The following is a 23,555-nucleotide window of genomic DNA, read 5'->3' on the forward strand; positions in this document are numbered from 1 at the left end:
TGACGGCGACCAGCGTAACTTCACCGCCGGGGCGTTCCGGCCCCGGTCCCGGACCCACCGTCCCCCACCCGTCCGGAGGGGGCCGGGCCGCCGCCTAGAATCGACCCCATCATGACTGCCACTCTCGTCGTCAAGGACCTCGCCGCCGGCCACGGTGAGCGCACGCTGTTCTCCGGGTTGGACCTGGTCGTCGCCCCCGGGGACGTGATCGGGCTGGTGGGGGTGAACGGCGCCGGGAAGTCGACCCTGCTGCGGCTGCTGGCCGGGCTGGACGCCCCGGAGGGCGGCAGCCTGAAGCTGAGCCCGCCGACCGCGAACGTCGGCCACCTGCCGCAGGAGCCGGAGCGCCGCGAGGGCGAGTCGGTGCGCGACTTCCTGGCCCGGCGCACGGGCGTGGCGGCGGCGCAGGCGGCGCTGGACGAGGCCACCGAGGGCCTGGTGGAGGGCCGCCCGGGCGCGGACGACGCCTACGCGGCGGGCCTGGACCGCTGGCTGGAGCTGGGCGGCGCGGACCTGGAGGAGCGGGCCGAGGAGGTCGCCGACCAGCTCGGCCTGAAGGTCTCGCTCGACCTGCCGATGACGGCGCTGTCCGGCGGCCAGGCCGCCCGGGCGGGCCTGGCCTCGCTGCTGCTGTCGCGCTACGACGTGTTCCTGCTGGACGAGCCCACCAACGACCTGGACCTGGACGGCCTGGAGCGCCTGGAGGCGTTCGTGAAGGGCCTGCGCGCGGGCACCGTGCTGATCAGCCACGACCGCGAGTTCCTGGCCCGCACCGTGACCAAGGTGCTGGAACTGGACCTGCACCAGCAGCAGGTCAACCTGTACGGCGGCGGCTACGAGTCGTACCTGGAGGAGCGGGCGATCTCCCGCCGGCACGCCCGCGAGCAGTACGAGGAGTACGCGGACACCAAGGCGGGCCTGGAGGCCCGCGCCCAGATGCAGCGCAACTGGATGGACAACGGCGTCCGCAACGCCCGGCGCAAGGGCGGCGACAACGACAAGAAGGCCCGGGCGCAGCGCGCCGAGTCCAGCGAGAAGCAGGCCGCGAAGGCCCGGCAGACCCAGCGGATGATCGAGCGCCTGGACGTGGTGGAGGAGCCGCGCAAGGAGTGGGAGCTGCGGATGGAGATCGCCGCCGCGCCGCGCTCCGGCTCGGTGGTGGCGACGCTCCGTCAGGCCGCCGTCAAGCGCGGGGAGTTCGCGTTCGGCCCGGTGGACCTGCAGATCGACTGGGCGGACCGGGTGGCGATCACCGGCGCGAACGGCGCGGGCAAGTCGACGCTGCTGGCGGCGCTGCTGGGCCGCCTGGAGCTGGACTCGGGCTCCGCGGCGCTCGGCTCCGGCGTGCGGATCGGCGAGGTGGAGCAGGCCCGCGGGCACCTGTTCGGCGGGGACGCGGAGCAGCCGCTGCTGGCGGCGTTCTCGGCGGCCGTGCCGGAGACGAACCCGGAGGACGTCCGCACCCTGCTGGCCAAGTTCGGCCTGAAGTCGGTGCACGTGCTGCGCCCGGCCGGGACGCTCTCGCCGGGCGAGCGGACCAGGGCGGCGCTGGCGCTGCTCCAGGCCCGCGGGGTGAACCTGCTGGTGCTGGACGAGCCGACCAACCACCTGGACCTGCCCGCGATCGAGCAGTTGGAGCAGGCACTCGCCTCGTACACCGGCACCCTGCTGCTGGTCACCCACGACCGGCGGATGCTGGACACCGTGCAGGTGAACCGGCGCCTGGTGGTCGCGGACGGCAGGGTCACTGAGGCGTAGCGCCCCTGCCCGGGCGGGCAGGGTCACCGAGGCGTAGGCCCTCGCCCACCACTTCTTGCCAGTACGTGCCGACCGCGCCCCGGCCCCTTCCGCCGGGGCGCGCCCTGTGCTGGGCTGGCGCGCATGGTTGACAGTGCACCCGCTCCGGCGCCGTCCCACCCGACGACGCCGCTCCGCCCGATGAGTGTCCCCGCCCACGAGGCGGCCGACCGCTGCCGGGCCTTCCACCAGGTGATGGACCAGCGCCGCACCGTGCGCGACTACTCGACCCGCCCGCTGCCCGAGGGGGTGGTGGAGTGGGCGGTGCGGACGGCGGCGACCGCGCCGAGCGGCGCGCACGTGCAGCCGTGGCGGTTCGTGGTGATCACCGATCCGGAGCGCAAGCGGCGGCTGCGGGAGGCCGCGGAGGCGGAGGAGCGCGAGTTCTACGCCCACCGGGCGTCCGAGGAGTGGCTGGCGGCGCTGGCCCCGATCGGCACCGACTGGCGCAAGCCGTTCCTGGAGGACGCGCCCGCGGTGATCGTGGTGTTCGAGGTGCACAAGGGCCCGCACTCGCCGCGCCCCTACTACACCAAGGAGTCGGTGGGCATCGCGGTCGGCTTCCTGCTCTCCGCGCTGCACCAGGCGGGCCTGGCCACGCTGACCCACACGCCCAGCCCGATGCGCTTCCTGAACGAGGTCTGCGACCGCCCGCCGGAGGAGCGCGCCGCGTACGTCATCCCGGTCGGCTACCCGGCCGAGGACGCCCGGGTGCCCGACCTGGTCCGCAAGCCGCTGGACGAGGTGATGGTCCGGCTCTGACCTGCCGCGCCCCACGCCCCGACCGGCCCCCGACCGGCCCCCGGCCGGGGCCGGCGGGCAAGGGTGGCGGACGGGGTGGCGGTCCCGATATCCGCTGGTCGGCGCGTTGGTGCATGGCGCATACTCCGTTCATGAGTCACTCCACCGACGCACCTGACAACGTTGCGCGACCGCTCAGCGCGGGCCGCCCGCCCGAGCTGCTGCCCCTCGGCAACGGCGCGCACCTGCGCCGCCGCCGGCTGGCGGACGCCGCCGGGCTGAACGCCGCGGTGCTGGCCAACCTCGACCACCTGCGTCCGTGGATGCCCTGGGCCCAGCAGGCGCCGACCCTCCCGGAGAGCGAGCAGCTCTCGGTGCGCGGCGAGGCGGCCTGGGACGAGGGCAGCGACTTCCTGTACCTGCTCGGCCTGGACGCCGAACCGGCCCTGGTGATCGGCGGTTTCGGCCTGCACGGCCGGATCGGCCCCGGCGCGCTGGAGATCGGCTACTGGGTGCACCGCGAGCACACCGGCCGCGGCCTGGCCACCGCCGCCGCCCGCGCCCTCACCTCGGCGGCCCTCGCGCTGCCGGGCATCACCCGGGCCGAGATCCACTGCGCCGAGTCGAACGCGGCCAGCGCCGCCGTCCCGCGCAAGCTCGGCTACACGCTGGACCGGATCGTCCAGGAGGCGCCGACCGCCCCGGCCGAGACCGGCCGCAAGATGATCTGGCTGACCGGCGCCTGACGGCCCGTCGGCACAGCTGGAGGAGGGGGCGGCCCGTACGGGCCGCCCTCCCGCGCGTGCCCGGGCGCCGCCGGTCAGCGCCGGGCGAGCCGTTCGACCAGGGCCTGCCAGCTGTCGCCGAGCAGGGTGGGCAGGTCGCCGCTGTAGCAGCGTTCGGCCGGGTCGGCGGGCGGCTCGCCGGCCAGGAAGAGCAGCGGGGGGCCTTCGAGGGTGCTGGTGAGCTGGAGGGCGAGGGTGTCCGGGTCGGGGAGGCCGAGGGCGGCCTGGCCGAGCAGCATCCGGATGTGCGGGCGGGAGAAGTCGGGGCCGGCGGCGGGCTGGACGGGGCCCTTGCGCTCGAACGCGGCGCGGGCGATGTCGTACCGGGCCAGCAGGAAGGTCGTCCGGGCGCGGCCGTAGGCGATCAGCCGGTCGACCGGGTCGCCGCCGGGGCCCAGCGGGGGCGGGCCGGACAGCACCTGGCACTGGAAGCGCTGCTCCTCGGCGTCGAGCAGGGCGCGGAAGATCCCGGCCCGGGTGCCGAAGCGGCGGAAGACGGTGCCCTTGCCCAGCCCGGCCCGTTCGGCGAGCCCGTCCATGGTGACCCGGTCGACGCCGAGCTCGGCGATCATCGCGCGGGCGGTGCAGAGCAGCACCTCGCGGTTGCGGGCCGCGTCCGCGCGCTCGGTGGGGGGGTTTCCGAAGGGGACCAGGGGGCTGTCCATGCCGCCAATTTACCCGGCGAGAGAAACGGGGTAAAGTCCGTTTACGTCGAGCACGGCGCCCCGGCCCGTGCCCGGCCTTGCCGTACCCAGCCGCACCCGGCCGTACCCACCGCGTCCGCCACTTCCCTGACGGGGCGCGAACCGAGGAGTTCTGTCATGCACCTGTTCCGCCTGGACGCCAGCATCATGCCCGGCGCCTCCACCAGCGCCGAGCTCGCCAACGCCGCCGAGGCCGAGTGGGCCGCCGCCCACCCCGAGGGCACCGTCACCCGCCGCAACCTGGGCACCGACCCGCTGCCCGGCGACATCTGGGCCACCGCCGCCCTGGCCGGCTTCACCCCCGAGGACCAGCGCACCCCCGAGCAGCAGGAGGCCGCCGCGCTCGGCGCCACCCTGGCCGAGGAACTGCGCGCCGCCGACGCCGCGATCATCGCCGTCCCGCTCTACAACTGGGGCGTCTCCCAGCACTTCAAGACCTGGGTCGACCTGGTCATCGCGGGCGCCGGCCCGACCGCCGAACTCCTCAAGGGCAAGCCGGTCGTCCTGCTCACCTCGCTCGGCGGCGGCTTCGCCCCCGGCACCCCCCGCGAGGGCTGGGACCACTCCACCCCGTACCTGGAGCGCATCCTGCGCGACGTCTGGGGCGCCGAGCTGACCACCGTCCGCCGCGAACTGACCCTGGCCGCCGTCAACCCGGCGATGGAGAGCCTGCGCGGCCTCGCCGCCGAGTACCACACCCAGGCCCTGGACGCCGCCACCGCCGCCGGCAAGGCCCTGGTCCGCGCCTGACCCGCACCCGGCACCACGAAGCCCCGCGCACCCGGACCCCGGGCCCGCGGGGCTTCGCCGTACCCCCGCAGCCTCAGACCTCGCCGAACCCACCGGACTTGACCGCCGCGACGAACGCGGCGAAGGCCCCGGCGGGGAACACCAGCACCGGCCCCCGCGGGTCCTTCGAGTCCCGGACCGGGACGATGCCGTGCATCTGAACAAGGTTCATCGCCGGTTCGACGCACTGGCCGCCGGAACCGCTGTAGCTCGACTTGCTCCAACGCGCGGCGCTCAGGTCGGGGAGAAGGGTCACCGTTCCAGTTCCTTTCGTACGGCACGGACCGTCGCCATCGAGTCGGCCACGGACGGCGCGTCAGCCTGCAGGCGAGCGTAGTCCCTGGACCACTCCCGAACAGTGGGGATGTCTCGTACGAGGTGTCCTTGCTTCATATCCTCCACGTAGCCGATCTGCATGTGGTTGGGGAGGGTGAGCAGAGTCAAGGAGTGGTGGAACGGGCGGCGGGCGCCGAGGCTGAAGGGCGCCACCTGGATGATCATGTTCGGCAGTCCGGCCAGTTCTTCGACGCGGCGCAGCTGCGGAACCATCACCGCAGGACCGCCGACCTGCCAGCGGAGTGCGCTCTCGTCCATCACCACGTGGATCATGGGCGCCGGTTGTCGGGTGATCGCCGCCTGCCGGGCGAGCCGGAAGGAGAGCCGCTCGGCGGCCTGTTCGGTTGAAATGTTGCCACGCGAGACTCCAGCGGCGAGTTCGACCTGCGCGTACTCCGGAGTCTGGAGCAGCCCCGGCATGATGCCGAGCTCGAAGAGTCGCAACTCGGTGGCCTTCGCCTCGCACTCGGTGAACTCCGGAAAGCCTTCGAACAGTGCGGTGTGCCGGATGTTCCAGTACATCAGCGCCAGCGTCCCGCCGGTCTCCAGCACCTCGTCCGCCCTGTTCACGGTGTCGATGTGAGGCATCCGGCTCGCGCGCTCGAAGCAGCCGACGTAGGTGCCCGTGACGCCCAGCAGATCTCCGAGCTGGGCCTGGGTGAGCCCCTTCGCCTCGCGCGAGCGCCGGAACTGGACCCCGAACGCGTGCGCGGGAGAAATCGTGGGGTCAAGGTCCTTCTTGTTCACGGCAGTTGCCCCCCAACTGAAATATCCAGACTGTCCGGTTCAGATGGTGGCGGAGCGTCAGCGATCCCGCAACCATGGACACACGGACGGTCACACAGCGTCCGCATCGCGGGTCTGACCGCCCGGCCCGCCGCACCCCCTTCCGTCCAGCACCACCAGCCGCGAGGTCATCCACCATGTCCGACCACCCGTACCCGGAGTCGAGAGCGAAGTTGACGATCCGCGTCTACACGGTGCGGGCCGACGGCACCCGGCTGCCGGTCTCGTCCTGCACGTCCGACGAGCCGCTCGTGCCCGCGCCGCGCTCCGCGCTGACCTGGCCGGTCTGCCGGTGTCCGCGGTGTGCCGACGGGCGGGGGGAGTCGGATGCGGTCTGAGGAGCGGCCTGCGGACCCCGGCGAGGAGGTCCGGCGGCGGGCGTGGACGATCGCGGACCGGCTGGCGCGGGCCGGCGGGGAGGAGGCATGGCTGATCTCCTTCGAGGACGGGTACCGGGTCGAACTCCGCTCGACCCGGCCCGCGCCGGACGTGCCCGGGGTGCTGGCGGCCCTCGCGCTGGGCGACCGCTGGGGGCACCGGCGCTCGGTCCTCCCCTGCACCGACGGCCTGGTGCAGGACACCGTGTGGAGCGAGGTCCGGCTGGAGCCGCCCGACGGTCCGGGCCGGGGGCCGGAGGGCCGCACCAGTGGTGTCGGCGAAGGGAGCCTTAAGGGTGGCTCAAGCGGGCCGGGGAACGCTTGACGGGCCTCGGCGACCCGGGCATTTTGAGTGCACGGGGCGGTCCGTCCGCCTCGTGCACGGTGTTCGAAACCCGTCCCCGGGACGGGTGTTGAGAACCAACCCCCACACGGTCCGGCCGTCGCGCTCCCCCACAGTCAGTAAGCGCGACCGGCCGGGCCGGTTCCGTGCCCCCGCCGGCCACCGCACCGGCCCACCGGCCCGAAATCGTTTGCCCGGCCGGTGAGAATGGCCGGTATGCCGCACCTCGACGCCACCGCGCTGCTCACCGCCATGGACCCGCTCCCGCACCACGAGCGGGAGGCGCTGTTCGCCCGCGCCGTCCGGGCCGCCGGGCCCGCCGAGGTCGACGCGCTGGTCGACGCGCTGGCTGCGGACGGCTGGTACGGGGCGCGGCTGGCCGCGTTCGCCGCGGTGCTGACCGGCCGGGCCGACCTGCTGGGCGCACTGCTGGACGCGCCGGACCGGGTGGTGCGCGGCCGGGCGGTCGACGCGCTGCGCACCGTGCCCGGGCTGGACGGGGCGGTGCTCGCCGCCTACCCGCACGCGTCGTCCGCCGCCCGGCGGGCGCTGCGCCGGGCGGTGCTGCGCGGGCGGCGCGCCGAACTCGCCGCCCGGCTGCTGCCGGTGGCCCGCGCGCACTGGGGCGAGGCGGAGGCCGCGGCGCTGCTGGCGGCCTGCCCGCCCGCGCTGGTGGCCGCCGAACTGCCCGGCCTGGCCGACGCGGTGCGGTCCTGGTCTGCGCTGGCGGCCCGGCACCCGGACGCGGTGCTCGACCACGTCGCGGGCGAGCTGGCGGCCCGGTCGGCCGACCCGCGGGCCGACTGGTGGCAGCTGTACGGTCCGCCGGTGGCGGCCGTGCTGCGGCGGCGCCCGGCCCGGGTGCTCGACCTGCTGGAGCGCCACCCCGGCCGGACGGTCCCGCCTGCGGTCCGCGCCGGTTTCGGCCACCTGGTGGCGGTGGACGCCGAACGCGCCACCGCCTGGCTGGCCGACCCGGCCCGCCCGTTCCAGCCCTGGGAGCAGCCGCCCAGCCGCAGCGCGCTGCGCCGGATCGTCCGGGCCGATCCGGCCGCCCTGCCCGCGCTGGGCCGCCGCTGGCTGCCGGAGCCGCGCCTGTTCGCCGTCCTGCTGCGCACCCTGCCGCCGTCCCGGCGCGCCGCGTTCCTGGACGCCGTCGCCGACGGGCAGCCGCCGGGCGCCGACCGGCTGACCGCGCCGGTGCTGCGCCTGCTGCCGCACGGGCGCCGCCACGCGGAGGCCCGCCGGCTGCGCGCGGAGCAGGCCGCCAAGGGCCTGACGGACCGTCAACTCATAGACCTCACCGCACTGCTTGAGCCCGCCAAGGCCCGGGCCGAGCTGCTCGAACGCACCCGGGTGCCGGACGCAGCCGAGCGTGCCGAGGTGTGGCGGCACCTGGTCGCCGCGGCCGCCGCCGACCCCGACCCGGCCGCGCCCGGCGTCCTGCTCGCCGACCTGCGCCGGGTCCGCAACGAGCAGGACCCGGTCCGGCAGGCCGCCCTGGCCGCGCTGGCCGACTTCCCCGCCGACCGCTTCACCGACGCGCACGCCGACGCCCTCACCGAACAGGCCGCCGACGCGCTGGACGCCCGCGACTGCTCGCCCGCCACCCGCCGCGCGCTGTCCGCCCTGGCCCTCGCCGCGCTGGCCGCCCACCCCACCGGCGAGCGGCCCGACCTGCTCGCCTTCGCCCTGCTGACGGTCGAACAGCTCACCGCCCGCGACGGCGGACTCCCGCTGCCCGCGCTGGCCCGACGGCTGCGCCGCGGCCAGGAGCGGCAGGTGCTGGAGGCCCTGCGGCCCTGGCTGGACGCCGAGGACCGGCGGGGCCACCACCGGCTGCTGTTCGCGCTGGTCCGGGCACTGGACGAACGGGCCGGGCAGCTGCCGGAACTCGACGAGCGGCTGGGCCGGGCCGCGCGCGACCCGCGGGAGCGGACCGCCGCCGAGGCGCTGCGGCTGTGGCTGCTGCCCCGCCACGGGCGCACCCCGAAGGTGCTGGCGGCGATCGAGCACGACCCGTCCGCCGTGTTCTGCGACCCGGTCGCCCGGCACCTGGCCCGGGTCCGCACCGACCTGCTGGACCTGGCGCTGGCCGAACAGCCGCCCACCGGACGGTTCCTGCGCCCCGGCGACCACCGCCCGCTGCCGCCCGTCGACACCCCGGAGCGCTGGACGCCCCGCCAGGTGGACCGGGCCGCCGCCCTGCTCGCGGAGATCGCCGCCACCGCCTGGCGCACCCGGCAGCAGCGGGCCACCGCCGTCCACCTGGCCGCCGCACTGCCCGGCCCCGGCCCGGCCGTGGCGCGCCGCCACCTCGACGACCCGGACCCGCTGATCGCCGACACCGCGCTCGCCGCGCTGCCGCTGGCCCCCGACCCGGCCGCCGCACTGCCCGACCTGCTGGCGCACGCCGGGGACGACCGGGCCCGGACCGCGCTGTACGCCGCCGGCCGGGCCGCCCGGCACACCCCTCCGGACCGGCTCGGCCCGCTGCTCGCCGAGCTGGCCGCCCGCACCACCGGCAGCAAGGTCACCTCCCGCAAGGAGGCCGTCCGGCTGGCCGCCGCCCTGCTGCCGCCCGCCCGGGCCGCCGAGGTGCTCACCGCCGCCTTCCACGCCCCCGGGCAGCACCCCGACGTCCGGGCCGCCGCGACCGCCCACTGCCGGGAACTGCTGGACGCCGACCCCGTCTGGGCGCTGCTCGCCGAGGCCGCCGAGGCGCCCGAACCGCAGCTGCGCCGGGCCGTCGCCGCGCTCTCCCCGCACCTGCTCCCGGCCCGCCACCGGGCCCGCTACGCCCGGCTGGTGGCCGCCGTCGCCACCCGGCCCGGCCAGGAGCCGGACGCCGCCCGGACCGCGGTCGCCGCGCTGCCCGGGTGGGCCCGGTACGCGCCCGAGACCGCCGAGGTGCTGCCCGGCCTGGTCACCGACCTCGACGACCGCGCCGTCTGGGGCGCCGCCGCCCTCGCCCTGCGGGCCGTCGCCCTCGGCGACCGCGCCCACCCCGTCGGCGGCGGCGCCCCCGGCAGCCTGCTGCACCGCACCCTGGCCACCCTGCTCGCCGCGCCGGAGGAGACCGCTCCCGGCCCCGCCCGGGACCAGCCCGTCCGGCAGCGGATCGTCTCGCTGACCACGCTGCCGGTCACCCGCCGCTTCCCGGAGGTGCTCGAGCAGGTCGACGAACTGCTGCGACCGCACGAGGAGTTGCTCGACCTCCGGGCCGCCCTGCTGGCCCTCGCCGCCCGCCCGGGGCGTCCCGGCTTCGGCCCCGCCTTCGCCCGGCTCGCCGACGCCCTCGCCGACCGCCCCGTCCTCGCCGCCCGGCTGGCCGCCGGCCTCGCCGACACCGTCGCGGGCACCGCGCCCCTGCCGGTCCCCGCCGACACCGCCGTTCCCGACGCCCTGCTCGCGCTGCTCCCCGGCCGCGGCCCGGCCCTCGGCCTGCTGACCGCCGCGCTCGCCGACCGCCTGGGCACCCGCTGCGTCTGGACCGGCCGCTGGCTGCCCCTGCTGGCCGCCCTGCGCACCCACCCCGACCCGGAGGTCCGGGCCGCCGCCCGCGCGGTGACCACCGTCCCGGAGTGACCGCCGCACCGTGACGGGCCGTCAGGTGAACGTCCGGAGCGGCGGGTTGACGGTGCGCCACGGGCGGGTGACGTTTCGTCCGGCTTGTTGACCGTCCGGGTTCGCCCGGGACCGTTCAGGACTACGATCGATCAATGACGGACACCACACGCAGAGCAAGCGAAAGCGCCGAACTGGCGGCCCGGTACCCGGCCCTGCACGCGCCGCAGCGCTGGGAGTGGGGCGGTATCGACGCCCAGTTCAGCACCGATCTGCCGCCGGACGAGCTGGTCACCAACATCCACCTGGTGGGCTTCGCCGAGGGCCGGGTCGTCCTGTGCCGGGACGTCCGGGGCCACTGGTTCCTGCCCGGCGGCACCCGGGAGGCCGCCGAGAGCGTCGAGTCCTGCCTGGAGCGCGAGTTGCGCGAGGAGGCCGGGGCCCGGCTGGTCGGGCCGCCGACCTGGATCGGCCACCACCTGGCGGTCACCGACACCCCGGTGCCCTACCGCCCCTGGCAGCCGCACCCGGTGAAGGCGTGGCTCTGGGGCTGGGCCGACGTCCTGGTCGACTCCGCCCCCACCAACCCCGACGACGGCGAGCAGGTCGTCGAGGTCCGCCCCGTCGCGCCCGAGGAGGCCCAGCGGCTCCTCTCCCAGTACCGCGAACCCTGGTGGCCCGAACTCGTCGCGCTGGCCGTGGAGTCCCGCACCGGCTGAGGGGCGGCCGGGCCCGGCCGCCCCTCGGGGCGCGCTACTTGCCGAGGCCCGCGCGGCGCAGGGCGTCGGCCATGGCCGAGTTGGCGGGGGCGGGCTGGGCGGTGTTCGGGCGGCGGTCCTGGCGCGGGGGGCGGGAGTCGCGGCGGGGGGACTGCTCGCGGCGGTTGCCACCGCCGCCGCTGCCGGAGCCGGAGCCCGAGCCGGGGGTGGTGTCGTCGTCGAGGCGCAGGGTCAGGCCGATCCGCTTGCGCGCGACGTCGACGGTGGTGACCTTGGCGCGGACGATGTCGCCGGGCTTGACCACCTCGCGCGGGTCCTTGACGAAGTTCTTCGACAGCGCGGAGACGTGCACCAGGCCGTCCTGGTGCACGCCGATGTCGACGAAGGCGCCGAACGCGGCGACGTTGGTGACCACGCCCTCCAGCACCATGCCGACCTCCAGGTCGGAGATCTTCTCCACGCCGTCCTTGAAGGTGGCGGTCTGGAAGGCGGGGCGCGGGTCGCGGCCGGGCTTGTCGAGCTCGCCGAGGATGTCGGTGACGGTCGGCACGCCGAAGGTCGCGTCGGCGAAGTCGCCGGGCCGCAGCGCGCGCAGCACCGCGCCGTTGCCGATCAGTTCGCCGAGCTGCCCGCCGGTCGCGGTGAGGATCCGGCGCACCACCGGGTACGCCTCGGGGTGGACGGCCGAGGCGTCCAGCGGGTCGTCGCCGCCGGGGATGCGCAGGAAGCCCGCGCACTGCTCGAACGCCTTGGGGCCGAGCCGGGCGACGTCCTTGAGCGCCTTGCGGGTGCGGAACGGCCCGTTGGCGTCCCGGTGGGCGACGATGTTGTCGGCCAGCGTGCCGGTGATGCCGGAGACCCGGGTGAGCAGCGGCGCGGAGGCGGTGTTGACGTCGACGCCGACGGCGTTGACGCAGTCCTCGACCACGGCGTCCAGCGAGCGGGAGAGCTTGAGCTCGCTCAGGTCGTGCTGGTACTGGCCGACGCCGATCGACTTGGGGTCGATCTTGACGAGCTCGGCCAGCGGGTCCTGCAGGCGGCGGGCGATCGAGACGGCGCCGCGGATCGACACGTCGAGGCCGGGCAGCTCCTGGGCGGCGAACGCGGAGGCGGAGTAGACGGACGCGCCGGCCTCGCTGACCATCACCTTGGTGAGGCCCAGCTCGGGGTGACGCTTGATCAGGTCGGCGGCCAGCCGGTCGGTCTCCCGGGACGCGGTGCCGTTGCCGATCGCGACCAGGTCCACCTTGTGCTCGCGAGCCAGCCGGGCCAGCGTGGCGAGCGCGGCGTCCCACTTGTTGGCGGGCTGGTGCGGGTAGATCGTCTCGTGCGCGACGACCTTGCCGGTGGCGTCCACGATGGCGACCTTGACGCCGGTGCGGAAGCCCGGGTCGAGGCCCATGGTGGCGCGCGTCCCGGCGGGGGCGGCGAGCAGCAGGTCGCGCAGGTTGGCGGCGAAGACCCGGACCGCCTCGTCCTCGGCCTCGGCGCGCAGCCGGGTGCGCAGGTCGATGCCGAGCCGGACCAGGACGCGGGTGCGCCAGGCCCAGCGGACGGTGTCGGTCAGCCACTTGTCGGCGGGGCGGCCGCGGTCGGCGATGCCGAAGCGGGCGGCGATCCGCTGCTCGTAGTCGCTGGCGCCGGGCAGGTCGGCCTCCTGCTCGCCGTCGAACGGGGAGAGTTCGAGGTCGAGGACCTCCTCCTTCTCGCCGCGCAGCATGGCCAGGATCCGGTGCGAGGGCAGCTTGGTGTACGGCTCGGCGAAGTCGAAGTAGTCGGCGAACTTGGCGCCGTCCTGCTCCTTGCCGCCCCGGACCTTGGCGACCAGCCGGCCGCGGGTCCACATCCGCTCGCGCAGCGAGCCGACCAGGTCGGCGTCCTCGCCGAAGCGCTCGACCAGGATGGCCCGGGCGCCCTCCAGCGCGGCGGGGGCGTCGGCGACCTGCTCGTTCAGGTACGTCGCGGCGAGCGCGGAAGGGTCCTGGGAGGGGTCGTTCAGCAGGGTGTCGGCGAGCGGTTCGAGGCCGGCCTCGCGGGCGATCTGCGCCTTGGTGCGCCGCTTGGGCTTGTACGGGAGGTAGATGTCCTCCAGCCGGGCCTTGGAGTCGGCGGCGAGGATCTGCGCGCGCAGCGCGTCGTCCAGCTTGCCCTGGGCCTCGATCGACTCCAGGACGGCGGTGCGGCGCTCCGCCAGCTCGCGCAGGTACCGCAGCCGCTCCTCCAGGGTGCGCAGCTGGGTGTCGTCGAGGGCGCCGGTGGCCTCCTTGCGGTACCGGGCGATGAAGGGCACGGTCGCACCGCCGTCGAGCAGGCCGACGGCGGCCTGCACCTGGTTCTCGCGGACGCCGAGTTCTTCGGCGATCTTGCGTTCGACGGGCATGGTCACGGTGCCGGTCACCCCTTCAGACGGTTGCGCGGTGTCGCCCGTGCATTCTGGCAGGTCCGGCCGACGTTCATCCGGTGGTCCGGTCGGCCGCCCGGAGCGTGGCGCGTTCCGGGGACGCGGGCGGACACGCGTCCGAGCGGCCCGGAGGCCGGTCGGATCGTCTGGTATGAGAGGTGGACGACCGTTTTCCGGGCTCCCGTCGGCGCCGCTGCCGGAGCTGCCGTCCGCGCGCATTGGAGGACATGGTGGCGCAGGCCCCCGCCCCGGCACCGGCCCCCGCACCGACCCCGGCACCGGCCCTGCGGCCGCCCGACCGGCCGGTCCGCTGGACCCGCCCCGCCGACTGGCCCCGCGAGGTGCTGGCCCTCGCCGCGTACTGGATCGCCGGCCGGGTGCTGATGGTCGGGCTGATCCGCTCCGGCCGGACCGAGCCCGCCATCGAGGTGCACCGGCTCTACCACGGCTGGTACCAGGTCCTGCGCACCGGCACCTTCCCGGTCGGCGACGTCACCTGGCAGTACCCGCCCGGCGCGGCGCTGCCGATGCTCGCCCCGGGCCTGCTGCCGTTCCTGACGTACCTGCAGTCCTTCGTGCTGCTGTCCCTGCTGGCCGACGCCGCCGTGCAGGCCGCCCTGCTGGCGGCCGGCCGCGGCCCGGGGCGCTCGACCTGGGGGGCCTGGGCGTGGGCGCTGGCCCTGCCGCTGCTGCTCGGCCTGCCGTACGGGCGCTACGACCTGTCGGCGACCGCGCTCGCGGTCGGCGCGCTGCTGCTGTTCCCGGCCCGGCCGCGGCTGGGCGGGGTGCTGGCCGGGATCGGCGCGATGGTCAAGGTCTGGCCCGCGCTGACGCTGCTCGGCACCCCGCGCGGCCGCACCACCCGGCAGGCCTGGACGGCCGCCGCGCTCTCCGCGCTCGCCCTGCTGCTGGTCCTCGCCGCCTGCTTCGACCACACCCTCGGCTTCCTGCACGCCCAGGGCGGGCGCGGCGTGGAGATCGAGTCGCTGGGCGGCAGCGCCCTGCAGGCGGCCCGGCAGCTCGGCTGGTCCGGCCGGGTCGAGCAGCACTACGGCTCGTTCGAGTTCCTCGGCCGGTACGTGCACCGGATCGCCCAGCTGTCGCTGCTGCTGACCGCCGCGGCCTTCGGCTGGCTGCTGCTGTGGCGGGTCCGGGCCCGGCGCTGGACGGCCGCCACCCCGTACGACGCGGCGCTGACCGCGGTGCTGCTGTTCACCGTCACCAGCCGGGTGATCTCCCCGCAGTACCTGGTCTGGCTGATCGGCCTGGCCGCCGTCTGCCTGACCGTGGAGGACACCACGCAGCGGCCGGTCGCCCTGCTGCTGCTGCCCGTGGTCGGCGTCACCACCGTCGACTACCCGCTGTTCTTCGACGCGATGCAGGCCGGCGGCTGGTGGCCGACCGCGGTCATCCTGCTCCGCAACGGGCTGCTGCTGGGCGCATCGCTCTGGTCCGCCGCCCGGCTGTGGCGGGCCACCGCCTCGCCCCGGCCCGCCGGCACCGGCGGCGTCTCGGCGGTCTGACGGGCCGTCGGGAGACGTAGACTGCCCCGATGGCCGACACCGCGCTGGACCGGCTCGCCGCCGGGAAGTACCTGCTGATCACCAGTTACAAGAAGGACGGCAGCCCCGTCGCCACCCCGGTCTGGGTGGTCCGGGACGGCGACGCGCTGGGGGTGTGGACCGTCGCCGACTCCTGGAAGGTCAAGCGGATCCGGCGCCGCGGCGACGTCCTGGTCGGACCGTGCGACGTGCGCGGCAACCCGAGCGGCTCCCCGCTGCCCGCCACCGCCGAGATCGCCGACCCCGCCACCACCGAGCGCTACCGGCAGTTGCTCGGCCGCAAGTACGGGCTGGTCGGGCGGCTCACCCTGCTCGGCAGTCGGCTGCGGCGCGGCAAGGACGGCACCGTCGGCATCACCGTCCGGCTGGACGGCTGACGGCTGCCGGCGGTCACTGGCGGCCGCCGGCGTTCAGCCCTCGTACGGCAGCAGCTCCGGGCGCTTCGCCGGGCGGCCGTCCCCGGAGGAGCGGCCGCGCAGGCGGCGGCCGATCCACGGGCCGACGTGGGTGCCCAGCCAGCGGACGTCCTCGCGGGCCTTCCGGCCGCGGGTGCGGGTGTCCGGCTCGGCCAGCGGGGCCCGCCAGTCCTCGGCGGACGGGCGGCCGAGCGCCTCCAGGACCGCCAGCGCGACCCGGCGGTGGCCCTCCGGGGACAGGTGCAGCCGGTCCTCGGCCCAGAGCCGGCGGTCGTCGAACACCGGCGCCGAGAACAGGTCCACCAGCACCACCCCGTCCGGGTGCTCCCGGACCACGCCCTCCACGAACGCCTTCATCCGCAGGATCGCGGGCAGCAGGCGGCTGCTGCCCGCCATCCGCCGGGTCGGATCGGTGGAGGTGAACAGCACCACGGTGCGGCCCTCGGCCAGCAGTTCGCGGGTGCACTCGCCGAGCAGCCGCTCGACCTCGGCCACCTCGCAGCCCGGGCGCAGCACGTCGTTCAGGCCGCCCGCCAGCGTCACCAGGTCGGCGTCGGTGGCCGCGGCCAGGTCGACCTGCTCGGCCCGGATCTGACCGATCAGCTTGCCCCGCACCGCCAGGTTCGCGTACCGGAAGCCGTCCGCCCCCGCCTCGGCGGCCAGCGCGTCGGCGACCCGGTCCGCCCAGCCGCGGAACTGCCCGTCGGGCAGGGTGTCGTCGCACATCCCCTCGGTGAACGAGTCCCCCACCGCCACCATCGCCCGGTACTGCCGCACACCGCCTCCTGGAGTCGTCCCTGGCCGGGCCCCACCCTACCGAGCGGCCCGCCGGGGGCGGGGGCGCGGGAGGGGAGAGACGGGGGGACGGGGGTCGAGACAGGGATGCGGTCGGTGGCGGGCCCGGCGGTCGGGGGCGGGGAGCGGGCGGGGCACCACGTCCAGGGTGGCCGGGCCGTTGACGATCATCGAGGGGAGGCGGGCGGGTGTCCGGTCGGGTTCGGCCAGGGCCAGGGCGGGCAGCCGGGCGAACAGGGTGCTGAGCGCGATCTCCGCCTCCAGCCGGGCGAGCGGGGCGCCGACGCAGAAGTGCGGGCCGTGGCCGAACGCCAGGTGGCTCTTGTCGGGGCGGCCCGGGTCGAACGCGTCCGGGCGCTCCGGGTGCACCCGCGGGTCCCGGCCGGCGGCGGCGAAGCCGAGGATGATCGGGTCGCCCTTGCGGATCAGCACGCCCTCGCCGAGGTCGAGGTCCTCGACCGCGTAGCGCAGCGGGACGTGCATCACCGGGCCCTCGACCCGCAGGGTCTCCTCGATCACGTCCGCCCAGCCGAGCCCGCCCGTCCGCACCCTGGCCAACTCGGCGGGGTGGGTGAGCAGTTCGAGGGCCGCGCTGGTGATCAGGTTGACGGCGGTCTCGAACCCGCCGGTGATCATCGTGAACAGGGTGCCGACCAACTCGGGCTCGGACAGCGGCCGTTCGCCGGGGCGGTCGGACAGCAGCAGGTCGCTGGTCAGGTCGGCCGCCGGGTCGGTCCGCTTGCGTGCCAGCAACTCCCGCAGCCGGACGTCGAGTTCGACTTGCGCGGCGAGTGCGCGGTCCTCGTCGAGCGAGGAGTCCAGCACGGTGTCGATCGCCTCGCAGAGTGCGCCGCGCAGGTCCTCCGGGACGCCGAACAGGTCGCAGATCACCGTCAGGGTGAGCGGCCGGGACAGTGCCAGCCGCAGGTCCGCGCGCTCCCCGGGGGCCAGTTCGGCCATGGCTGCCACCAGCCGGTCCGCCGTGGCCTGCACCTGCGGGCGCATCCGCTCCACCCGGCGCGGCAGGAAGGTCGGCGCGAGCCGGTTCCGCGCGGCGCGGTGCTCGGCCCCGTACTGGTTGACGAAGCTGTCCTGGAACGCCACCGGCCCCAGCACCCAGCCCTCCGGCACCTCCGCCGCCCCCGGCCAGTGCAGCCGGAAGTCCCGGGAGACCCGCGGGTCGGTGGTCAGCGCCTGGATCACCGCGTGCCGGGTCACCGACCAGGCCCGCACCCCGCCCGGCAGTTCCACCCACACCGCCGGGCCCTGCTCGCGCAGCTCCGCGGCCTCCGCGTGCAGCGCGGCCCCGGCCGGGTCGAGGAACGGGCAGCCGGTAACGGAAGAATCGGACACGGTGTGCTCCCCTCACCGAAAGTCCCCGTACTGCCCCCATGGTGGGGCCCGCCGCGCCACCGCCGGAAGACTCCGCGCAGCTCTGTCCGGATTGCGCCCCCGGTACCGTCAACTCCCCTTCCACCAGCACCTGTTGACACCAGGAACCCCACCCGCGCCGGACGCGCGGGTGGGGTTCCTGGGCCCTGTTGCTGACGGGCCGTCAGATCGAGCCGAGGGCGACCGCGGCCTCCGGGGTGTGCAGCTGGAAGGTCAGGGACTCCTGGAGGTAGAGGTGCACGGTGGTCTCGTCGTGGGAGAGGTAGCCGATCGAGAGGTCCTCGCCCAGGTGCAGCTCGAAGTCGCCGCCGCGGGCGGACAGCAGGACGGCGCCCTCGACCGCCGGGGCCCAGATGATCTCGCCGTCCAGCAGGCGGGCCAGGTGGTTGTGGACCGGGTAGCCGTGGTCGGAGGTCTCGTTGACGGCGGTGAAGGCGTCCGCGCCGAGCAGCAGCGAGTAGGGGCCGCCGACCCCGGCCAGGCGCAGCGCGGTGAGGGCCCGGCTGACGGCGTTGGGGTACTCGCGGACGTCGGCGGGCAGTTCGACCGGGTGGTTGGAGGAGCCGTCCCGGATGCCGGTGATCCCGGCGGCCGGGTAGCCGTCGAAGACCGCGCGGTCCTCGGCGAGCGCGATGGTGCGGGCGGCGTCCTTGACCGGGTCCCAGTCGGAGTCCTGGGAGCCGCGCTCGACGTCGTCCACGGCGGCCCGGGTGACGGTGAACGGGACCCGCAGCTCGACCACCTGGAGGGACTCCCGGGCCCGGGCCTGGACGCCGCTGCCGGGGGCCGCGATGTCGGCCAGGTGCCCGGTGCCGACCGCGGCCAGCCCCGGCCCGTCGGGCCCGGCCAGGTCGACCACCCGCCGCCCGGCGACGTGCAGTCGGAAGGTCCGCCGGGCCTCCTCCTCGATCTCGTCCCAGGCGGCGGCGGAGACGGGCGCCAGGTCGCGGTGCAGGTTGTTCACGATGTGGTGCTCCTTTTCAGGCTGCCGATGCGGAGGCTGCCGTCCCGGACCGGCAGGGGCACGGCCCGAGCTTCGGCCCGGGTGCCGGGGGCGGGGGGCGGGTCGTTCAGGAAGTCCGCGGAGGGGACGTGGAAGAAGGTCCCGGTGACGGCGGTGGAGAAGTCCAGCAGCCGGTCGTGGGCGGCGGCCCCGCGGCCCAGGAACATGTTGCGGAGCATCTCCTCGGTGACCCCCGGGTCGCGGGCGTACCCGATGAAGTAGGTGCCGCACTCGCCGCCCTCGGCGAACGACCCGAACGGCATGTTCAGCCGCCAGATGTCGCGGTCCTCGCCGTCGGGGCCGGTGACGGTGTTCAGGGCGACGTGCGAGTCGGCGGGCTTGGCCGCGTCGTCCAGCTCGATGTTGTCGAGCTTGGTGCGGCCGATCACCCGTTCCTGGTGCTCGGTGCTGATCGCGTTCCAACCCGCCATGTCGTGCAGGTACTTCTGCACGATGACGTAGCTGCCGCCCGCGAAGTCCGGGTCCTCGTCGCCGATCAGGACCGCTTCGGCGGCGTCCCGGCCGGTGGGGTTCTCGGTGCCGTCGACGAAGCCGATCAGGTCCCGGCAGTCGAAGTAGCGGAAGCCGTGGGTCTCGTCCAGCACGGTGACCCGGTCGCCGAGCCGCTGGCTGATCCGGGTGGCCAGTTCGAAGCACAGGTCCATCCGCTCGGCCCGGATGTGCAGCAGCAGGTCGCCGGGGGTGGCGGGGGCGAGGTGCCGGGGTCCGGCCAGTTCGACGAACGGGTGCAGTCCGGCGGGGCGGGGGCCCGCGAACAGGCGGTCCCAGGCGTCGGAGCCGATCCCGACCACCAGGCCGACCTCCTCGTGCGGGGCCCGGGAACCGACCGAGCGGGCCAGCCCGCCGAGGTCCGGCAGCAGGTCGCGGACGGTCTGCTCACCGCCGTCCTCGATCCCGAGCACCAGGAACACGGCGGCCCCGGTCAGCGCGGCGAGGACCGGTTGGGGCTGCGGCATGGCGGGGGCTCCCAGGGGGCTGCCGGACGTTCGGACGCGAGCCGACCATACCGGGCAAAAGGTTCGAGAACCCGTGATGGCGCCCGAATCGGGCGTGTCCGGCGGAACCGGGCCGGGAGGGGTCCGCGGCGGCCCCGGCTCAGGCCCGTTCGGCCCGCCTGACCTGCCGCAACTCGGCCAGCTCCGCGGTCATCCGGGTCAGGAAGCGCACCACGGTGTCCACCTGTTCCGGCGCGAACTCGGCCCGCACCCGGTCCGTGCACTCCGCGACCGGGGCGAACCACTCACCGGCGATCCGGGCCGCGTCCGGGTGGTAGTGCACGTGCACCTGCCGCCGGTCCGCCTCGTCCTTGGTCCGGTGCACGTGCCCCGCCCGCTCCAGGCGGTCCAGCACCGCGGTCACCGCGCCCGAGGTGAGCCCCAGTTCGGCCCGCAGCCCGCCGGGGGTGATGCCGGGCGGATCGGCCGCCCGCAGCACCGCGAGCAGCGCCTGCACATCGGTGGCGTGCAGGCCCGAGGCGGCGGCGAAGTCGTGCCCCAGCAGGTTCATCTCGGACGCCAGCCCCTGCAGCAGCCGCCCGAACTCCCGCTGCTCCACCACCCGCTCCTCCACCGCACCCACCACCCGCTGCTGCCCGACCGTGCCGCCCCGACCCTAGCGCGAGCGCCTCCGCCGGGGCACGGAGGAACGGCACGGGGCGGGGAGCCGGGGACGCGTCGGGGGCGGGAGCGCACTCAGCCAGGCCGGGCCAGGGACGGGCGAGGGACGGGCCGGGCGAGGGGCGCCTCACGGGACGGGGGCCTCTGCGGCCCCGAGGCCCGGAGGCCCGGAAGCCCGGAGGCCCCGGGCGGGGAACGCGTCGGGGGCGGGAGCGCGCCCGGCCTGGAGCGTGCTCGGCCGGGAGGACGGCCTCCGCGCTCACCGGCCGTCCGGCCCGTCCGCGTCCAGGGCCCGGGCCAGCAGGGTGAGGGTGTCCGGGAGGTCGCGGGGGGCCAGGGTGCCGGGCGGGCGGGTGGTGCGGTGCCAGCCGGGGCCGGCGGCGAGGACGGTGGGGCGGAGGCGGGCGCCGCGGGGGCCCCAGGGGGTGGTGGCGACGGCACGGGCGGGGACGGGGTCGGCGGTGGCGCGGGTCTGCGACCAGAGCAGGACGGCGGCGGGGCCGGTGCGGCGGACGGCGGCGGCGAGGGCCGCCGCGGGCAGTGCGGCGCCGAAGACCCGGAACGGCAGGCCGCGTTCGGCGAGCGCCGCGGCCACCGCCTCCACCGGCAGGGTGTGCTGCTCGCCGGGCATCGCGGCCAGCAGCACCGGCGGCCCGGCCGCGCCCGCCGGGGGCACCGCGACCCGGCGCAGCGCGCTGGAGACGTGCCAGGACAGCAGGTGCTCAACCTCGACGTCCTGCTCGCCGCCGTCGCGGGCCCAGCGGCGTCCGGCGGCGCGCAGCGCGGGCGCCATCAGGTCCGTCCAGGCGGTGACGGCGCCGAACCGTTCGATCCCGTCCCGCAGCAGCCGGGCCACCTCGGGTCCGTCCAGCCGCCGCGCGGCCCGGGCCAGCCCGCGCACCTCGGGAGGCACCGCGCCCGGCGGCGCCGCCCGTTCGACCGGCACCGCCCGCTCGCCCCGTTCGGCCTGCTCGGCCTGTTCGGCCTGTTCGACCTGCGCGGGGGCCAGCCGGGCGGCCTCGGCGGGTGGCACCCCGTGCGCGGTGAGGCGGCACATCGCCTCCAGCACGGCCACGTCGCGGGCGGTCCAGCGCCGGTGCCGGCCGGCCGGGCGCTCGGCCGGGCCGATCCCGTAGCGGCGTTCCCAGGAGCGGACGGTGGTCGGCGAGACCCCGAGCCGCCGGGCGACCGCCCCGGTGCTGGCGCCCGCCTCGGGCGGCAGTTCTGACATCCCGTCAGCCTAGGCCCTGCCCGGGGGCGGGGCCCCGTAGCGCAAATCTCTCAATCATTGAGATATTCTCGCGGCCATGTCGACTTCCGCACCGCCCTCCCCCGCACCGCGCCCGACCGCGGCCCGCCGCCTGCGGTTCCTGCTCCCGCTCGTCCTCCTGCTGGTCTGGCTGGTGCTCGGCGGCGCGCTCGGGCCGTTCGCCGGGCGGCTGGGCGAGGTGTCGACCAACGACGGGGCCGCGTTCCTGCCGCGCAGCGCCGAGTCGACCCGGGTCGCCCGGCTGGAGAAGGACTTCCGCACCGAATCGACGCTGCCGGTGGTGCTGGTCTGGGAGGCGGAGTCCGGGCAGGTGGACGACGCGCTGCGGGCCGGGGCGGGCCAGGCGCTGGCCGCGGCCGCGCAGGTGCCCGGCGGCACCGGGCAGGTCTCGCCGCTGCTGCCGTCCGAGGACGGGCGGGCGCTGGAGGCGGTCGTGCAGCTGCGCGCCGACCTCGGGCCGGACACCAAGGAGGCGGTCGCGGCCATCCGCGACGAGGCCGGGAAGGTCCCGGGCGCCACCGCCGGGGTGGCCGGGCCCGCGGCGGTGCTGGCCGACCTGTCGGGGGCGTTCGCCGGCATCGACGGCCTGCTGCTCGGGGTGGCGCTCGGCGTGGTGCTGCTGATCCTGCTGCTGGTGTACCGGGCGGTGCTGCTGCCGCTGCTGGTGATCCTCGGCGCGGTGTTCGCCCTCGCCGCGGCCTGCGCGATCGTGTACGCGCTGGCGCAGCACGGCGTGGTCCGGGTGGACGGGCAGGTGCAGGGGCTGCTGTCGATCCTGGTGATCGGCGCGGCCACCGACTACGGGCTGCTGCTGTCCGCCCGGTTCCGCGAGGAACTCGCCGCCGGGCAGGACCGGTTCGCCGCCGCCCGCACCGCGCTGCGCCGCTCGGTGGAGCCGGTCGCCGCCTCGGGCCTCACCGTGGGCCTGGGCCTGCTGGTGCTGCTGCTCTCCGACCTGACGAACAACCGGGCGCTCGGCCCGGTCGGCGCGATCGGCATCGCCTGCGCGGTGCTGTCCGCGCTGACCTTCCTCCCGGCGGCGCTCGCGCTGTGCGGCCGGGCCGCGTTCTGGCCGGCCCGGCCCGGCACCGGCGGCGGCTCGAACCGGCTCTGGCAGCGGGTCGCCGACCTGGTGGGCCGCCGTCCGCGCGCGCTGTGGGTGGGCTCGGTCGCGGTGCTGGCGGCACTCGCGGCCTGCTCCCCGCTGCTGGACGCCCGGGGCGTGCCGCAGTCCGAGCTGTTCACCACCGCCCAGCCCTCGGTCGCCGCCCAGCGCCTGCTCTCCGCGCACTTCCCGGGCGGCTCCGGCAACCCGGCGGTGATCGTCGCCGACGCCGCGCACGCGGACGCCGTGGCGGCCGCCGCCGCGCGGGTGCCCGGCGTCGCCGCGGTCCGCCCGTACACCGGCGGCGCGCCCACCGCCCCACCGGTGGTCGCCGACGGCCGGGTCCGGCTCGACGCGACGCTCGCCGACCCCGCCGACAGCGACGCCGCCCTCGCCGCCGTCGGCCGGCTGCGCACCGCCGTGCACGCCGTGGACGGGGCAGACGCGCTGGTCGGCGGCTACTCGGCGCAGCAGGCCGACACCCGGGCCACCGCCCGGGACGACCGGACGCTGATCATGCCGGTGGTGCTGCTGTGCATCCTGGCGGTGCTGATGCTGCTGCTGCGCTCGGTGCTGGCGCCGCTGCTGCTGGCGGCGACGGTCGCGCTCTCCTACCTGGCCACGCTGGGCGTCTCGGCGCTGGTCTTCCCGCACGTGTTCGGCTTCTCGGCGACCGACCCGTCCGTCCCGCTGTACGGGTTCGTGTTCCTGGTCGCGCTGGGCGTGGACTACAACATCTTCCTGATGACCCGGGTCCGCGAGGAGACCGCCGCCCTCGGCACCCGGGCGGGCGTGCTGCGCGGCCTCACCGCGACCGGCGGCGTCATCACCTCCGCGGGCGCGGTCCTCGCCGCGACCTTCGCGGCGCTGGGCGTCATCCCGCTGGCCTTCCTCGCCCAGATCGCCTTCATCGTGGCCTTCGGCGTCCTGCTGGACACCCTGCTGGTCCGCTCGCTGCTCGTCCCGGCCCTGGTGCACGACCTGGGCGGCCGGGTCTGGTGGCCGGCCCGCGCGGCGGACTGACGCCACG

Annotated in this window: 21 protein-coding genes; 11 read left to right on the forward strand and 10 right to left on the reverse strand. The window is 76.0% G+C overall.

What is annotated here, in order from left to right:
* The first annotated feature begins 111 nt into the window (after window positions 1-111).
* From OU787_RS06500 to OU787_RS06510, 3 genes are all read left to right on the forward strand, one after another.
* Window positions 112-1,758 (forward strand): ABC-F family ATP-binding cassette domain-containing protein, encoded by a 1,647-nt coding sequence (locus tag OU787_RS06500; protein ID WP_030462445.1) that lies wholly within the window; start codon window positions 112-114, stop codon window positions 1,756-1,758.
* Between the two features lie 123 nt (window positions 1,759-1,881).
* The gene (locus OU787_RS06505; RefSeq protein ID WP_268658817.1) at window positions 1,882-2,559 is read left to right on the forward strand and encodes a nitroreductase family protein; all 678 of its coding nucleotides are present in this window, start codon (window positions 1,882-1,884) and stop codon (window positions 2,557-2,559) included.
* 131 nt (window positions 2,560-2,690) lie between these two features.
* Complete coding sequence (locus OU787_RS06510; RefSeq protein ID WP_268658818.1) at window positions 2,691-3,284, forward strand: GNAT family N-acetyltransferase; 594 nt, start codon at window positions 2,691-2,693, stop codon at window positions 3,282-3,284.
* A gap of 74 nt (window positions 3,285-3,358) precedes the next feature.
* Here OU787_RS06510 and OU787_RS06515 read toward each other — a convergent pair whose 3' ends face one another.
* Window positions 3,359-3,988: a TetR/AcrR family transcriptional regulator gene (locus tag OU787_RS06515; protein WP_268658819.1), complete on the reverse strand. Its 630-nt coding sequence runs from the start codon at window positions 3,986-3,988 to the stop codon at window positions 3,359-3,361.
* Window positions 3,989-4,144: 156 nt separating this feature from the next.
* Here OU787_RS06515 and OU787_RS06520 point away from each other — a divergent pair, with 156 nt between their 5' ends.
* Complete coding sequence (locus OU787_RS06520) at window positions 4,145-4,777, forward strand: FMN-dependent NADH-azoreductase (RefSeq protein WP_030462449.1); 633 nt, start codon at window positions 4,145-4,147, stop codon at window positions 4,775-4,777.
* 73 nt (window positions 4,778-4,850) lie between these two features.
* Here OU787_RS06520 and OU787_RS06525 read toward each other — a convergent pair whose 3' ends face one another.
* Both OU787_RS06525 and OU787_RS06530 read right to left on the reverse strand, forming a co-directional pair.
* On the reverse strand, window positions 4,851-5,072 hold the full coding sequence (locus tag OU787_RS06525; RefSeq protein WP_081967157.1) for a DUF397 domain-containing protein: 222 nt from the start codon (window positions 5,070-5,072) through the stop codon (window positions 4,851-4,853).
* The gene (locus OU787_RS06530) at window positions 5,069-5,899 is read right to left on the reverse strand and encodes a helix-turn-helix domain-containing protein (RefSeq protein WP_268658820.1); all 831 of its coding nucleotides are present in this window, start codon (window positions 5,897-5,899) and stop codon (window positions 5,069-5,071) included. The genes OU787_RS06525 and OU787_RS06530 overlap by 4 nt, the downstream gene beginning before the upstream one ends.
* A gap of 176 nt (window positions 5,900-6,075) precedes the next feature.
* Here OU787_RS06530 and OU787_RS06535 point away from each other — a divergent pair, with 176 nt between their 5' ends.
* The 4 genes from OU787_RS06535 to OU787_RS06550 all read left to right on the forward strand — a co-directional run bounded on the left by OU787_RS06535 (window position 6,076) and on the right by OU787_RS06550 (window position 10,944).
* Window positions 6,076-6,276: a hypothetical protein gene (locus OU787_RS06535; protein ID WP_030462452.1), complete on the forward strand. Its 201-nt coding sequence runs from the start codon at window positions 6,076-6,078 to the stop codon at window positions 6,274-6,276.
* A complete protein-coding gene (locus OU787_RS06540) occupies window positions 6,266-6,640 on the forward strand; it encodes a hypothetical protein (RefSeq protein ID WP_030462453.1) in 375 nt (124 codons plus the stop codon). Before OU787_RS06535 ends, OU787_RS06540 begins: the two co-directional genes overlap by 11 nt.
* Before the next feature lie 234 nt (window positions 6,641-6,874).
* Entirely contained in the window at window positions 6,875-10,246 is a 3,372-nt protein-coding gene (locus tag OU787_RS06545; protein ID WP_030462454.1) for a hypothetical protein, read from the forward strand.
* A gap of 134 nt (window positions 10,247-10,380) precedes the next feature.
* Window positions 10,381-10,944 carry an NUDIX domain-containing protein gene (locus OU787_RS06550; RefSeq protein WP_051817388.1) on the forward strand — a complete coding sequence of 188 codons (564 nt, stop codon included), beginning with the start codon at window positions 10,381-10,383 and terminating at the stop codon, window positions 10,942-10,944.
* Window positions 10,945-10,978: 34 nt separating this feature from the next.
* Here the strand turns inward: OU787_RS06550 and OU787_RS06555 are convergent, their stop codons facing one another.
* The gene (locus OU787_RS06555) at window positions 10,979-13,324 is read right to left on the reverse strand and encodes a Tex family protein (protein WP_051817391.1); all 2,346 of its coding nucleotides are present in this window, start codon (window positions 13,322-13,324) and stop codon (window positions 10,979-10,981) included.
* Between the two features lie 248 nt (window positions 13,325-13,572).
* Here OU787_RS06555 and OU787_RS06560 point away from each other — a divergent pair, with 248 nt between their 5' ends.
* On the forward strand, window positions 13,573-14,868 hold the full coding sequence (locus OU787_RS06560; protein ID WP_081967159.1) for a glycosyltransferase family 87 protein: 1,296 nt from the start codon (window positions 13,573-13,575) through the stop codon (window positions 14,866-14,868).
* 29 nt (window positions 14,869-14,897) lie between these two features.
* Window positions 14,898-15,284 (forward strand): PPOX class F420-dependent oxidoreductase, encoded by a 387-nt coding sequence (locus tag OU787_RS06565; RefSeq protein ID WP_030462458.1) that lies wholly within the window; start codon window positions 14,898-14,900, stop codon window positions 15,282-15,284.
* A gap of 33 nt (window positions 15,285-15,317) precedes the next feature.
* On the opposite strand, the gene OU787_RS06570 is transcribed toward OU787_RS06565, so the two are convergent.
* From OU787_RS06570 to OU787_RS06595, 6 genes are all read right to left on the reverse strand, one after another.
* Window positions 15,318-16,100 carry an SGNH/GDSL hydrolase family protein gene (locus OU787_RS06570; RefSeq protein ID WP_081967160.1) on the reverse strand — a complete coding sequence of 261 codons (783 nt, stop codon included), beginning with the start codon at window positions 16,098-16,100 and terminating at the stop codon, window positions 15,318-15,320.
* Window positions 16,101-16,136: 36 nt separating this feature from the next.
* Window positions 16,137-17,471 carry a cytochrome P450 family protein gene (locus tag OU787_RS06575; RefSeq protein WP_081967161.1) on the reverse strand — a complete coding sequence of 445 codons (1,335 nt, stop codon included), beginning with the start codon at window positions 17,469-17,471 and terminating at the stop codon, window positions 16,137-16,139.
* 202 nt (window positions 17,472-17,673) lie between these two features.
* Entirely contained in the window at window positions 17,674-18,474 is an 801-nt protein-coding gene (locus OU787_RS06580) for a family 1 encapsulin nanocompartment shell protein (RefSeq protein ID WP_030462461.1), read from the reverse strand.
* Window positions 18,471-19,490 (reverse strand): Dyp-type peroxidase, encoded by a 1,020-nt coding sequence (locus OU787_RS06585; protein ID WP_030462462.1) that lies wholly within the window; start codon window positions 19,488-19,490, stop codon window positions 18,471-18,473. Before OU787_RS06585 ends, OU787_RS06580 begins: the two co-directional genes overlap by 4 nt.
* A gap of 139 nt (window positions 19,491-19,629) precedes the next feature.
* Entirely contained in the window at window positions 19,630-20,115 is a 486-nt protein-coding gene (locus OU787_RS06590) for a MarR family winged helix-turn-helix transcriptional regulator (RefSeq protein WP_051817389.1), read from the reverse strand.
* Between the two features lie 294 nt (window positions 20,116-20,409).
* Window positions 20,410-21,381 carry a MerR family transcriptional regulator gene (locus OU787_RS06595; RefSeq protein ID WP_030461499.1) on the reverse strand — a complete coding sequence of 324 codons (972 nt, stop codon included), beginning with the start codon at window positions 21,379-21,381 and terminating at the stop codon, window positions 20,410-20,412.
* Window positions 21,382-21,457: 76 nt separating this feature from the next.
* On the opposite strand from OU787_RS06595, the gene OU787_RS06600 reads away from it, so the two are divergent.
* Window positions 21,458-23,548 (forward strand): MMPL family transporter, encoded by a 2,091-nt coding sequence (locus tag OU787_RS06600; RefSeq protein ID WP_268658821.1) that lies wholly within the window; start codon window positions 21,458-21,460, stop codon window positions 23,546-23,548.
* Window positions 23,549-23,555: the final 7 nt, after the last annotated feature.

Source organism: Kitasatospora sp. YST-16 (genome assembly GCF_026802215.1).
Classification (GTDB): Bacteria; Actinomycetota; Actinomycetes; order Streptomycetales; family Streptomycetaceae; genus Kitasatospora; species Kitasatospora cineracea.

Excerpts from the sequence above, each read along its gene's own strand:
- OU787_RS06515 (WP_268658819.1), bottom strand. The coding sequence starts at position 3,988 with ATGGACAGCCCCCTGGTCCCCTTCGGAAACCCCCCCACCGAGCGCGCG.
- OU787_RS06585 (WP_030462462.1), bottom strand. The coding sequence starts at position 19,490 with ATGCCGCAGCCCCAACCGGTCCTCGCCGCGCTGACCGGGGCCGCCGTG.
- OU787_RS06535 (WP_030462452.1), top strand. The coding sequence starts at position 6,076 with ATGTCCGACCACCCGTACCCGGAGTCGAGAGCGAAGTTGACGATCCGC.
- OU787_RS06560 (WP_081967159.1), top strand. The coding sequence starts at position 13,573 with ATGGTGGCGCAGGCCCCCGCCCCGGCACCGGCCCCCGCACCGACCCCG.
- OU787_RS06545 (WP_030462454.1), top strand. The coding sequence starts at position 6,875 with ATGCCGCACCTCGACGCCACCGCGCTGCTCACCGCCATGGACCCGCTC.
- OU787_RS06505 (WP_268658817.1), top strand. The coding sequence starts at position 1,882 with ATGGTTGACAGTGCACCCGCTCCGGCGCCGTCCCACCCGACGACGCCG.
- OU787_RS06555 (WP_051817391.1), bottom strand. The coding sequence starts at position 13,324 with ATGCCCGTCGAACGCAAGATCGCCGAAGAACTCGGCGTCCGCGAGAAC.
- OU787_RS06600 (WP_268658821.1), top strand. The coding sequence starts at position 21,458 with ATGTCGACTTCCGCACCGCCCTCCCCCGCACCGCGCCCGACCGCGGCC.
- OU787_RS06520 (WP_030462449.1), top strand. The coding sequence starts at position 4,145 with ATGCACCTGTTCCGCCTGGACGCCAGCATCATGCCCGGCGCCTCCACC.
- OU787_RS06550 (WP_051817388.1), top strand. The coding sequence starts at position 10,381 with ATGACGGACACCACACGCAGAGCAAGCGAAAGCGCCGAACTGGCGGCC.
- OU787_RS06500 (WP_030462445.1), top strand. The coding sequence starts at position 112 with ATGACTGCCACTCTCGTCGTCAAGGACCTCGCCGCCGGCCACGGTGAG.
- OU787_RS06510 (WP_268658818.1), top strand. The coding sequence starts at position 2,691 with ATGAGTCACTCCACCGACGCACCTGACAACGTTGCGCGACCGCTCAGC.
- OU787_RS06565 (WP_030462458.1), top strand. The coding sequence starts at position 14,898 with ATGGCCGACACCGCGCTGGACCGGCTCGCCGCCGGGAAGTACCTGCTG.
- OU787_RS06540 (WP_030462453.1), top strand. The coding sequence starts at position 6,266 with ATGCGGTCTGAGGAGCGGCCTGCGGACCCCGGCGAGGAGGTCCGGCGG.
- OU787_RS06595 (WP_030461499.1), bottom strand. The coding sequence starts at position 21,381 with ATGTCAGAACTGCCGCCCGAGGCGGGCGCCAGCACCGGGGCGGTCGCC.